Here is a 7,768-nt window from a genome sequence, read left to right on the forward strand (position 1 = left end):
GGGGGGTTCCATGACCTGTGCGCAGCGAGGTGAGCACGCGCGTGGGCGAGGGGGACGGGCCCGGCGCAGGGGGGTGCGTTCGACGAGGACGCTCACCACGACTGTGAGGGGAGCGTAAGAAGGTCCGTACCAATGGTCAAGAGGTCTGGACCAGGCCCAATTCCTGTGCCAGTACGGCCGCTTGGACCCGGCTGCGCAGTTCCAGCTTGGCCAGCACCCGGCTGACGTGGGTCTTCACCGTCGCCTCGGCCATCCCCAGGCGCTCCGCGACCTCCGCGTTGGACAGCCCCCCGCCCAGACAGGCCAGCACCTCCCGTTCGCGGCGGGTGAGGGTGGCGACCACCGCGGCGTCCCGGTGCACGGCGGGGTCGGGGGCGCGGCGGGCGAACTCCGAGATCAGGCGGCGGGTCACGGCCGGTGAGATCAGGCCCTCGCCGCGGGCGACGGTCCGTACCGCCGCCACCAAGTCGGCGGCCTCGCTGTCCTTCAGCAGGAAGCCGGCCGCGCCGGCGCGCAGCGCGCCGAAGACGTACTCGTCCAGGTCGAAGGTGGTCAGGACGAGCACATCGGCGAGGCCCTCGCCGGCGATCAGCCGGGTGGCCGAGATGCCGTCGAGCCGCGGCATCTGGACGTCCATCAGGACCAGGTCGGGGCGCAGCTCCCGGGCGAGCCGGACGGCCTCCTCGCCGTCGGCGGCCTCCCCGGCCACCTCCAGGCCGGGGGCCGACCGCAGGATCAGCACCAGCCCGGACCGTACCGACGCCTGGTCCTCGGCCACGACCACGCGGACCGGCCGTTCCTGCTCGCTCATGCGTTCTTCTCCTTGTCGTTCGGGGGTGCGTCGACGTCGTTCAGGGGGAGCTCGGCCCGTACCTCCCAGGTGCCGGCGTCCCCGGGGGCCGGTCCGGCCGCCAGCCGGCCGCCCAGCAGGGCGACGCGCTCCCGCATCCCGACCAGGCCCGCCCCGGCGCCCGGCGCGCGCGGTTCCGTACCGTCACCGCCGAGCGCGCTCGTCACCCGTACGGTCAGGGCGCGCTCCCGGCCGTCCGCGCCGGTCAGCTCCACCGTGACCGGACCCGGCGCCGCGTGCTTGACGGCGTTCGTCAGCGACTCCTCGACGATGCGGTAGGCGGCCAGCTCCACCGGGGCGGGCAGCGGCTCCGGGCCGCGCGCGTCGTCGAGCCGCACGGTGAAGCGCCCGTCCGGGAGCACGGCGCGGGTCCGGTCGAGGAGGGCGTCCAGGCTGTCGAGGGTGGGGGTCGCGGCCGGCTCGCCGGGGTCCTCCGCCCCGCGCAACAGGGCGATCAGACGGCGCATTTCGGCCAGACCTTGGACGCTGTCCCGGCGGATGACGCCCAGCGCCTCGCGGGACGCGTCCTCCCGCCCGATGGACAGGGCGGCGGTGGAGTGGATCGCGATGGCCGACAGGTGGCCCGCGACCACGTCGTGCAGCTCGCGTGCCATCCGCGCGCGCTCCGCGACGACCGCCTCGCGCCGGTCCATCTCGGCCAGCAGGACCGTCCGTTCGGCCGCGAGCCGGGCCGCGTCGGCCGCGTCGCGGTGCTGCCGGACGCCGACGCCCGTCCAGGCGGGCGCGATGGTGACCACGGCCAGCGCGAGTCCGATGAGCACGGCCTCCGACCGCTGGATGAGGGCGAGGCACAGCAGCGTCCCGATCACGGTGACCGCCTCGCAGGCGCGGGGGAGGACGCGGTACGCGGCCGGGGGCCCGTAGAGCACGGCCGCGTACACCAGGTCCGTGAACATCACCGTGGTCGCGACCAGGTTGCCCGAGCACAGGTCGACCGTCAGCGCGGCCGTGCCGACGGCGAGCGCGAACAGCGGCTTCCGGCGGCGCAGCAGCTCGGTCGCGGCCATGACGGCCAGCGCGACCAGCGCCACCCACCGGGGGAGCCCGGACAGCGGCCGGCTGCTCAGCCCCAGCGCGTACAGCACGAGGCCGCCGAGCAGACCGGCCGCCGCGATCAGCAGGTCGTCGCGGTGCGGGAGGGAGCGGGGCATGGGGCCATCACAGCACGGGAGGGCGGGCGCGGGCGTCCGCCGCCCGGGCGCGCGGCGGCGCGCGGTGTACATCGAAGGATGCAGTCGCGAATCACCGTGCGTGAGGAGGCTCCGGCCCGCGCCGGCGACGAGCCTGGAAGGGAGGGAGAGGAGAGCGCCATGGTCGTCACGTTGATCGTCGTCTGCGAGGTGGCCTTCTGGCTGCTGCTCGCCGGCGGGCTGAGCCTGCGCTACCTGCTGCGCATGCCGCGGGCGGGGATGGCGCTGCTGCTGGTGGAGCCGGTCCTGGAGCTGGTGCTGCTGACCGTGACCGCGCTGGACCTCCGGGACGGTGCGACGGCCGACTGGAAGCACGGCCTGGCCGCCGTCTACGTCGGGTTCTCCGTGGGCCTCGGCCACTCCATGCTGACCTGGGCGGACCAGCGCTTCGCCCACCGGTTCGCGGGCGGGCCGCCGCCGGTGAGGCCGCCGAAGTACGGACGGGCGCGGGCGGTCCACGAGTGGAAGACCGCCGGCCGCTGGATCCTGTCCGCGGTGGTCGCCCTGGCGCTGCTCCAGGCGGCCGTCTGGTACGTGGGGAGCTCCGGGGACACGTCCTCGCTGCGGATGTGGCAGACGCGGATGCTGTGGGTGATCGGGATCAATGTGGTGATCGCGGGGAGCTACACCCTGTGGCCGAAACGGGCTCCGAGCGCCTGATCCGCCCGCTCAACGGGTGCTCAGCGGTTCTCGCCGGGCACCCAGAGGACGTCCCCGACCTCCTTGTTCGCCGTCCGCGCCAGAATGAACAGCAGGTCGGAGAGGCGGTTGAGGTAGGTGGCCGTCAGGGGGTTCATGGTCTCCCCGTGCGCCTCCAGGGCCGCCCAGGTGGAGCGCTCCGCCCGGCGCACGACCGTGCACGCCTGGTGCAGCAGTGCCGCGCCCGGCGTGCCCCCGGGGAGGATGAAGCTGCGCAGCTTCTCCAGTCCTTCCAGGAAGCGGTCGCAGTCGGCCTCCAGCCGGTCGACGTACGACTGCTCCACGCGCAGCGGCGGGTACTTCGGGTTTTCGGTGACCGGGGTGGAGAGGTCCGCGCCCACGTCGAAGAGGTCGTTCTGCACCCGGACGAGCACCCGGGCGACGTCCTCGGGCAGCTCGCCGAGGGCCAGGGCGACGCCGATCGCGGCGTTCGCCTCGTTGGCGTCCGCGTAGGCGGCGATGCGGGCGTCGGTCTTGGCGGTGCGGCTCATGTCGCCCAGGGCGGTGGTGCCCTTGTCGCCGGTGCGGGTGTAGATGCGCGTCAGATTGACCATGTCCACGAGCCTAGCCGCGGCCGGTTCCGGAGCGGTCGGCGCCGGGGCTCCCGGGCCCGGATGGGTGTGACCCGCGGTACGGAAGTGACGGGATTGAGCCATGCGCCCGCGCTGCCGCGGTGTCCGGTGTGATGTCCGTCATTTGGGACGTGACGCGCATCTCTCTGCCCCCACCAGCGCGGTGACGGGCGCTAAGGTCCGCAGCGGAGCCGTAAGTGAACCGCCGGTAAGCGCACAGGAATTAAAGGGGACAGCCGTGGCCAAGAAGCTCGCCGTCGTCGGAGCCGGACTGATGGGTTCCGGTATTGCCCAGGTCTCCGCCCAGGCCGGCTGGGAGGTCGTCCTCCGGGATGTCACCGACGCGGCGCTGAAGCGGGGCACCGACGGGATCCGGGCCTCGTACGACAAGTTCGTCTCCAAGGGCAAGCTGACGGCCGAGGCGGCCGACGAGGCGTTCGGGCGGATCACGGCCACCACCGACCTGGACGCGGCGGCCGACGCGGACGTCGTCGTCGAGGCGGTCTTCGAGGACGTCGACACCAAGCGCGACATCTTCCGCGCGCTCGACGGGATGGTCCGCGAGGACACGGTGCTCGCCTCCAACACCTCCGCCATCCCGATCACCAAGATCGCCGCCGCCACCTCCCGCCCCGAGCGCGTCGTGGGCGTCCACTTCTTCTCGCCGGTGCCGCTGATGCAGCTGTGCGAGCTGGTGCGCGGTCACAAGACCAGCGACGAAACGCTCGCCAAGGCCCGCGAGTTCGCCGAGGGCGTCGGCAAGACCTGCATCGTCGTCAACCGCGACGTGGCCGGCTTCGTCACCACCCGCCTGATCACCGCGCTCGTCGGCGAGGCCGTCAAGCTCTACGAGTCCGGCGTGGCCACCGCCGAGGACATCGACACCGCGTGCAAGCTCGGCTTCGGCCACGCGATGGGCCCGCTGGCCACCACGGACCTCACCGGCGTCGACATCCTGATGCACGCGATGGGGAACATCTACACCGAATGCCAGGACGAGAAGTTCGCCCCGCCGGAGATCATGCGCCGGATGGTGGACGCGGGCGACCTCGGCCGTAAGAGCGGGCAGGGCTTTTACCAGTACTGACCCGTCGGGGCCAAGACCCGTTCACTCTGCCGTGTGAATTCGGTAATGGTTCGCTAACGGACGGCAACCTTGGCGTGTGAGAGGCAGTCAGTTCTTTAGAGCCACACCCACACCACGCAGCACTCAGGGGAGCGCATATGCACATCAGGGGCGACCACGCCGAACTGGTCGTCGGGGGCCGCCTCGACGTCCGCAACGCGGCGGACGCCCGAACGGTCCTGCATTCCGCGCTCGACGCCGGCCGGGGCGACCTCGTCCTCGACCTCACCGAGCTGGACTCCTGGGACGCCACCGGACTGGGCGTCATCATGGGGGCCCACCGCCGGGCCGGGCGCACCGGCCGGCGGCTGGTGCTGCGCGGGGTGCCGGACCGGATGCAGCGCGTGCTGGTGGCCACCCGGCTGCACCGGATCCTCGCCATCGAGGACCCCGAACAGCCGGGCCGCATCACCCCGTTCCCGGCCTGCGAACGTGCCGGATGAGCCGGGTGTGAGCCGAGTGTCCGGATTACCCGTACGAGGGTGACGCCCGGGGCGCCGTGGGCGCCCCCCGTCGGCGATACTGTCCCAAGGTCTGTTCGGTTTCCCGTCGCTTCGCAGAAGCCCGCGGGGCGCCGGACCGGTGGTCGGAAGAGCGCGGACAGGCCGGGAGGACACGACGGCACGCCACGCGACTGGGGGGCTTTGACCATGGACCCGACCAACCGGACACCCGACGCGGCGCGCCCGGGTGAGGGCCGCGCGGGCACGGATTCCCCGGTCTCCCCCGCCTCCCCGGCCTCCCCGGCGGAGGACGCGGGCCAGGGCCCGGCGCCGGTCCGGGTCGTCCAGCTCGTCGCGGGGGATTACCTGCTCACCGTCAACCCCGTGGACGGCAGCGAGATAGAGCCCTGCCCACCCGGCCGGCTGCCCGCGGAACCCCGCCGGCACGACCCCGAGGCGCGCGCCGACCGGGACCGCGCCGCGCTCCCGCCGCCGCCCGCCGGGGCCGCCCGCTCCGGGGCGCCGCTCATCGGCCGCGGCGAGGTCCGCGAACGGCTCGGCCGGCTGCTCTCGCGCGGCCGTTCCGTCCGCCTCACCGGCCCCGCCGGCTCCGGCCGCACCACGCTGCTGGACGTCGTCGCGGCCGACTGCGCCCACCTGGCCCCCGACGGCGTCGTCCGCCTGAACGGCCGCCACCGCACCACGGCAGACCTCCTCCACGAGCTCTTCGCCGCCGTCCACCACGCGCCGTCGTACCGGCCCGACCGGGCCGGACTGCCGGCCGCCGTACGGGAGATCGGCGCGGTCGTCGTCCTCGACGACCTGGAGTTCGGCGGCGCCGCGCTCGACGAACTCCTGGACGCCACCCCGGAGTGCGCCTTCCTCTTCGCCGCCCGGCCCGACGTCCCCGCCCCCTCCGCCGACGCCCACGTCGAAGAGGTCGCCCTCGACGGCCTCGACCGCACGGAAGCCCTGGAGCTGCTGGAGACGGCCGTGGACCGGCCGCTCACCGACGAGGAGGCCGACTGGGCGGCCGACCTGTGGGTCGAGTCGGACGGGCTGCCCCTCCGCTTCGTCCAGGCCGGCGCGCTGCTGCGGCGGCTCGACGCCGCCGCGTCCGAGGCCGGTACGGGCGACGACGAACGGCCGTTCAGCATCCCCGAGGACGCCGGGAGCGCCGGCGCCCCGGCCGCGCGGCGCGAGCCGCTGCCCCGGGGGACCGCCCCCGCCGTGGCGCTCGCCGCCCGGCTCGGCGACTCGGCCCGCGAGACGCTGCGCTTCGCCCTCGCCCTGGGCGGCGAGGTACCGCACCAGGCCCAACTGCCCGCGCTCGTCGGGGACACGCACGCCGACGCGGCCGTCGGCGAGCTGGTCGACGGCGGGCTGGTCACCGCGGTCGGCGCGCACTACCGGGTGGCCGCCGGGGTCGCCGAGCAGCTCGCCGGCGCGTCCGGTACGTCCGGTGCGGACTGGTCCGAGGGGGCCGCCGAGCGCGTCCTCGCCGCTGCCCGGCACTACGCCTGGTGGGCCGGCCACCCCTCCGTCACCCCCGAGCGCATCGCCGCCGAGGCCGACGTCGTCCTCGCCGCGCTCGCCGCCCTGGTGACCTCCGGCGCGCCCGGCCACCCGGCCGCCGCCGTGCTGCTGGCCCGCACGGCCGCGCCGGCGTTCGCGGGCGCCCTGCACTGGAGCGCCTGGGAGCGCGGGCTCCGGCACGGCCAGGAGGCCGCCCGGCTGGCCGGCGAAGTGGGCGAAGAAGCGTATTTCCACCACGAGTTGGGCGTTCTGGCGCTGTGCACCGGCAACCTCGGCCGGGCCCGCGCCGAGCTGGAGGCATCCACCGGCCTGCGCGGGGTGCTCGCCGACAAGCGCGGCGCCGTCGCCAGCCGGCGGGCGCTCGCCCTGGTCGCCGACCGGTCCCGCCCGGCGCCGGCCCCCGCGCCCGTCCGGCCGGGCGTACCGCCGTTCCCGGCGCCCGCCGGCGGGCCGCGCGGCTCCGCGGGCGAGGAGGTCCCGGCGGCCCGCAGCGAGCAGTCCGCCGCGCCGCCCGCCGGGCCGGCGCCCTTCACCACCGACCCGGACCGCGTCTCCACCGCGGCCATCAAGCGGGTGCCCGCGCCGCGTGCGGGTGCGGGTGCCGGCGCCGGTGCCGGCAAGGCTCCTGCCGGGGCGTCCGGGAAGCGGCCCGGCGGGCCTCAGGCCTGGGCGCAGAAGCTGATGGCCGGCGGCGGTCGCCGCAACCTGGCCGCGGCCGGGGCCGGCGTCGTCCTCGCGGCCGTGCTCGGCACCGTCGTCTCGCTCGGCACCTCCGCCGGGAGCGGCGAGCAGGGTGGGGGCGATCAGGACGCGGTCAAGCCGGACCGGTCGGCTTCGCAGCAGGACGGTGAGCCCGATCTCACCGCCGATCACCCGGTGCCGGGGGGTGGCGGGCCCGCTCCGATGCGGGGGCGGCCCACCGGGGGGCCCGAGCGGCCCGGCACCCCGGGGCCGACGGGTGCTCCGTCGGGGACGCCGTCCGGGAGCTCCTCGCCTTCTCCGTCGGGCTCCGCCTCGCCCGGCGACTCGCCGTCGCCGACCCGTACGCCCGGCGGCGGGCGGCCGACCGAGACGCGTACGCCGGGGGGTGGCGAGACGACGAAGCCGCAGCCTCCGACCACGCCTACCGAACCTACGGCTCCGCCGAAGACGGATCCGCCGCCGGTGACTCAGCCGCCGGCGACGCCGCCTGCCGGTGGGGGCGACCCGCCCGGGTCGGGGACGGTCAAGCCGGGTGGCTGATCGCGGTGGGGGTGCCCCGGTCCCGCCCCTTCGCCGTTTCCTGGGGCTGCGCCCCAGACCCCGCTTGTCGCGGCTTCGCCGCTCGTCCT

Annotated in this window: 7 protein-coding genes; 4 read left to right on the forward strand and 3 right to left on the reverse strand. The window is 75.1% G+C overall.

Translation table 11 applies throughout. The features are described from left to right. Positions 1–136: 136 nt before the first annotated feature. On the reverse strand, positions 137–811 hold the full coding sequence (locus ACSNOK_RS27910) for a response regulator (protein WP_436783559.1): 675 nt from the start codon (positions 809–811) through the stop codon (positions 137–139). Beyond that, positions 808–2,022 (reverse strand): sensor histidine kinase, encoded by a 1,215-nt coding sequence (locus ACSNOK_RS27915; RefSeq protein WP_436783560.1) that lies wholly within the window; start codon positions 2,020–2,022, stop codon positions 808–810. Before ACSNOK_RS27915 ends, ACSNOK_RS27910 begins: the two co-directional genes overlap by 4 nt. A 159-nt stretch (positions 2,023–2,181) precedes the next feature. On the opposite strand from ACSNOK_RS27915, the gene ACSNOK_RS27920 reads away from it, so the two are divergent. After that, a complete protein-coding gene (locus ACSNOK_RS27920) occupies positions 2,182–2,721 on the forward strand; it encodes a hypothetical protein (protein ID WP_436783561.1) in 540 nt (179 codons plus the stop codon). Between the two features lie 20 nt (positions 2,722–2,741). Here the strand turns inward: ACSNOK_RS27920 and ACSNOK_RS27925 are convergent, their stop codons facing one another. Then, the gene (locus ACSNOK_RS27925; RefSeq protein WP_436783562.1) at positions 2,742–3,314 is read right to left on the reverse strand and encodes a cob(I)yrinic acid a,c-diamide adenosyltransferase; all 573 of its coding nucleotides are present in this window, start codon (positions 3,312–3,314) and stop codon (positions 2,742–2,744) included. Between the two features lie 256 nt (positions 3,315–3,570). On the opposite strand from ACSNOK_RS27925, the gene ACSNOK_RS27930 reads away from it, so the two are divergent. From ACSNOK_RS27930 to ACSNOK_RS27940, 3 genes are all read left to right on the forward strand, one after another. Next, positions 3,571–4,419, forward strand: coding sequence for a 3-hydroxyacyl-CoA dehydrogenase family protein (locus ACSNOK_RS27930; RefSeq protein WP_436783563.1), 849 nt, complete (start codon positions 3,571–3,573; stop codon positions 4,417–4,419). A gap of 137 nt (positions 4,420–4,556) precedes the next feature. Beyond that, complete coding sequence (locus ACSNOK_RS27935) at positions 4,557–4,901, forward strand: STAS domain-containing protein (RefSeq protein WP_436783564.1); 345 nt, start codon at positions 4,557–4,559, stop codon at positions 4,899–4,901. 207 nt (positions 4,902–5,108) lie between these two features. Further along, complete coding sequence (locus ACSNOK_RS27940; protein ID WP_436783565.1) at positions 5,109–7,679, forward strand: ATP-binding protein; 2,571 nt, start codon at positions 5,109–5,111, stop codon at positions 7,677–7,679. Positions 7,680–7,768 lie beyond the last annotated feature (89 nt).

The sequence above is a fragment of the Streptomyces sp. URMC 126 genome, from assembly GCF_051386555.1.
Classification (GTDB): domain Bacteria; phylum Actinomycetota; class Actinomycetes; order Streptomycetales; family Streptomycetaceae; genus Streptomyces.

Excerpts from the sequence above, each read along its gene's own strand:
- ACSNOK_RS27910 (WP_436783559.1), bottom strand. The coding sequence starts at position 811 with ATGAGCGAGCAGGAACGGCCGGTCCGCGTGGTCGTGGCCGAGGACCAG.
- ACSNOK_RS27915 (WP_436783560.1), bottom strand. The coding sequence starts at position 2,022 with ATGCCCCGCTCCCTCCCGCACCGCGACGACCTGCTGATCGCGGCGGCC.
- ACSNOK_RS27920 (WP_436783561.1), top strand. The coding sequence starts at position 2,182 with ATGGTCGTCACGTTGATCGTCGTCTGCGAGGTGGCCTTCTGGCTGCTG.
- ACSNOK_RS27925 (WP_436783562.1), bottom strand. The coding sequence starts at position 3,314 with ATGGTCAATCTGACGCGCATCTACACCCGCACCGGCGACAAGGGCACC.
- ACSNOK_RS27935 (WP_436783564.1), top strand. The coding sequence starts at position 4,557 with ATGCACATCAGGGGCGACCACGCCGAACTGGTCGTCGGGGGCCGCCTC.
- ACSNOK_RS27940 (WP_436783565.1), top strand. The coding sequence starts at position 5,109 with ATGGACCCGACCAACCGGACACCCGACGCGGCGCGCCCGGGTGAGGGC.